At 69.2% G+C, this 3,104-nt stretch carries 4 protein-coding genes; 2 read left to right on the top strand and 2 right to left on the bottom strand.

The genetic code is table 11. The features are described from left to right. The coding region (locus ABNT58_RS17470) for a LacI family DNA-binding transcriptional regulator (RefSeq protein WP_348754718.1) at nucleotides 1-873 on the bottom strand (873 nt) is incomplete at its 3' end. Nucleotides 874-961: 88 nt separating this feature from the next. Between ABNT58_RS17470 and ABNT58_RS17465 the strand changes: the two genes are divergently transcribed. Continuing rightward, nucleotides 962-1,510 (top strand): MarR family transcriptional regulator, encoded by a 549-nt coding sequence (locus tag ABNT58_RS17465; RefSeq protein ID WP_348754717.1) that lies wholly within the window; start codon nucleotides 962-964, stop codon nucleotides 1,508-1,510. A gap of 84 nt (nucleotides 1,511-1,594) precedes the next feature. On the opposite strand, the gene ABNT58_RS17460 is transcribed toward ABNT58_RS17465, so the two are convergent. Further along, nucleotides 1,595-1,990, bottom strand: a complete 396-nt coding sequence (locus tag ABNT58_RS17460; RefSeq protein ID WP_348754716.1) for a hypothetical protein — start codon at nucleotides 1,988-1,990, stop codon at nucleotides 1,595-1,597. 211 nt (nucleotides 1,991-2,201) lie between these two features. Between ABNT58_RS17460 and ABNT58_RS17455 the strand changes: the two genes are divergently transcribed. Further along, on the top strand, nucleotides 2,202-2,990 hold the full coding sequence (locus ABNT58_RS17455; RefSeq protein WP_348754715.1) for an SDR family oxidoreductase: 789 nt from the start codon (nucleotides 2,202-2,204) through the stop codon (nucleotides 2,988-2,990). Nucleotides 2,991-3,104: the final 114 nt, after the last annotated feature.

Below are 3,104 nucleotides of genomic sequence, written 5' to 3'. Positions count from 1 at the left end.
GAACCCGACGAAACCCAGGTCGGCGCCGAACTGCCAGCCCAGCTGCGCCACCGCGCTGGCCACGCGCAGCGTGACCACTGCATTGCTGGCGATCACGGCCACCGGCTTGCGGCCGGCGCGCTTGCGCCAGTCCTTCAGGGCCTGCACCAGAGCGGCTTCTTCTCCTTCGGCTGCTTCCAGCGTGTGGCCGTTGGCGGCGCGGCCTTGCTCGGCGATGAAGGCGCGGAAGGCGGCCTCACGCTCCACGCGCGAGCTGACGCCCTTGATGGGCTCGGTGACGTAAAGCATCTCGCGCCAGCCGTTGGCCAGCAGGTGACCGGCGGCCTGGCGCACCGCGTCGGCGTTGTCCAGGGACACGAAGTCGGCCTTCATGCCTGGCGGCCGGCGGTCCACCAGCACCGCGGGTTTGCCGTGGCGCGCCACCTCGCCGGCCGCCGTGGGATCGGCGCCCAGGGTGTTGAGGATGAAGCCTTCCACCTGGTAGGAGGCCAGCGCCTCGATGCCTTCACGCTCACGCTCGCTCTGGTTGCCCAGGTTGAACAGCATCACCAGGTAGCCGGCCTGCTGGCAGGCCTTCTCGGCGCCGCGCAGCACCGCCACCGAAAACGGGTTGGTGATGTCGGCCACCACCAGGCCGATGAGCCGCGAGCGCCCGCGCTTGAGCGCCTGCGCCATCGGGCTGGGGCTGTAGCCCAGGCTGGCGATGGCCGCTTCCACCCGCGCCGCGATCTCGGCCGACAGCAGCTTGTCGCGGTGGTTCAAGAACCGCGACACCGTGGCCTTGGACACGCCCGCCACCCGCGCCACGTCGGCGATGGTGCTGCGCGCCGCCTCGGTCGGCACGGTGTCGTCGGGCGGCTGGGGGGCGTTCATGGGCGGATTATGAAACCAGTTTCAGGGGTTTCAAGCGTCGCGTGCGCGACCGGCTTTGCCAGGGTGAGGCGGGTAACATGATCCGCAGATGAGCCGGGACACCCACCCCACCGCACCGCCGCCGCCCGCCAGCCTGGGGCTGGAGGCGCGGGCGACCGACGATGACCATCAGTCGCTGAAGCTGTGGCTGCGCATGATGGCCTGCACCAACCAGATCCAGGCCGAACTGCGGCGCCGGCTGCGGCAGCAGTTCGGCATCTCGCTGGCGCGCTTCGACTACATGGCGCAGCTGTACCGGCATGCCGACGGGCTGGGCATGCGCCTGCTGGGCGAATACCTGATGGTGACCGGCGGCAACGTCACCGGCCTGACCAACGAGCTGGTGAAAGAAGGCTGGGTGGAACGCCTGCCCGACCTGGAAGACCGCCGCTCGGTGCGGGTGCGGCTGACGCCGCTGGGCATCACCACCTTCGAGCAGATCGCCACCGTGCACGAAGCGTGGGTGGTCTCGATGTTCGCCAGCCTGCGCGTGCAGGACCGCAAGCTGATGGCCGACCTGCTGGGCCAGCTGCGCCAGCAGGTGATGACCACCGCCACCACGCCTTCGGGCGATACGGAGGCGGGGCGGCTGGAATAGACCCCAGCGCCGCCGGGCCGCCCCAAGGCGCTGGGCTCCCCCTCGGGGGGGCGCGAACGCAGTGAGCTTGGGGGCTGCATTCCTCTACTGGGGTGGTTCTGAGCCCTCCACCACCCAGCGCTTGGCCGCGCTCTGCCACTGCGCCACCTGCTGCACGTTGATGTAGCGCTCCCACTGGTCGATGCCGCTGTTGCGCGCCAGGCGGCGGAACTGCATCGCGGTGACGGCGTCGCGCACGGCCACCGCCGAGCGCTTCATGCCGGCCTGCTTGTACAAGGCCTGGCCGGTCTGCATCAGCTTCTGCGCTTCGGCGGTCAGGGCCGACAGCTCACGCATGTCCACCACCACGCCCCACTCGCTGGGCAAAGGTTCGGACAACACCTGTTTGGATTCCGTCACCCAGGCCTGCATGTCCTGGGCCGACATCGGGCTGGCAAAGGTGAGAACGAAGCCGAAGCTCTGCTTGCTGATCTTCCACATGGCCGATCACATCTGAGGTTGCACACCAGCCGGTTATCGCCGGGCATGCGCGCAACTTGATGGAGGGCGGCCACTCATTGCCGGCGCGTTGTCCGCATTTTGCGGATAAGCGTTGCAGCCGCCGGCTACAGCCGCCCGGGGGGCGCAGACCAAGATCCTTTCCAACGCGGGCCAGCCTGGCCGGCACAGCGCGACGGAAAGGAAATCAGTCATGCAGGCAATGAACGGCAAGGTGGCCATCGTCACCGGCGGCGCCACCTTGATCGGCGAGGCGGTGGTCGACCGCCTGGTGGCGGCCGGTGCCCAGGTAGTGGTGTTCGACGTGGACAGCGAAGGCGGTGCACGCGTGGCGGCCCGCCACCCCGAGCGTGTTCAGTTCCGCGCGCTCGACCTGACCGATGACGCGCAGATCGAAGCCGGCGTGGCCGCCGTGGTGCAGACCTTCGGCGGCGTGCATGCGCTGGTGAACCTGGCTTGCTCCTACCTGGACGACGGCGCCAATTCGCCGCGCGTCGACTGGCTGCAGGCCTTGAACGTGAACCTGGTGAGCGCGGTGATGATGGCCCGCGCCGCGCGGCCACACCTGCGCCAGGCCGGTGGCGGCGCCATCGTCAACTTCACCAGCATCTCGTCCAGCGTGGCGCAAACGGGGCGCTGGCTGTACCCGGTGTCCAAGGCCGCGATGCTGCAGGCCACCCGCAGCATGGCGATGGACTTCGCGCCCGACGGCATCCGCGTCAATTCGGTGTCGCCGGGCTGGACCTGGTCGAACCCGATCAGCCAGATGTCGGGCGGCGACCGCGCCAAGGCCGATGCGGTGGCCGCCTCGTACCACCTGCTGGGCCGCCTGGGCGACCCGGCCGAGGTGGCCGAGGTGGTGGCCTTCCTCTTGTCGCCGCAGGCCAGCTTCGTCACCGGCGCCGACTACGCCGTGGACGGCGGCTATTCCGTGATGGGGCCGGAACAGAACCAGCCCGCCATTCCCCGCTTGATGTCCTAAGGACGCCGACCCCCAAGCCACATTGAAAGGAAATCACATGCGTCGCATCGCCATCGTCGGCGGGGGCCAGGCCGGCCTGCCGCTCGCTCTCTCGCTGCTCGACCAGGGCTACCG

The sequence above is a fragment of the uncultured Aquincola sp. genome (genome assembly GCF_964001545.1).
Lineage (GTDB): Bacteria > Pseudomonadota > Gammaproteobacteria > Burkholderiales > Burkholderiaceae_C > Aquincola.
The sequence above is the reverse complement of the archived record's forward strand: the minus strand, read 5'-3'. Positions and strand labels throughout refer to the sequence as shown.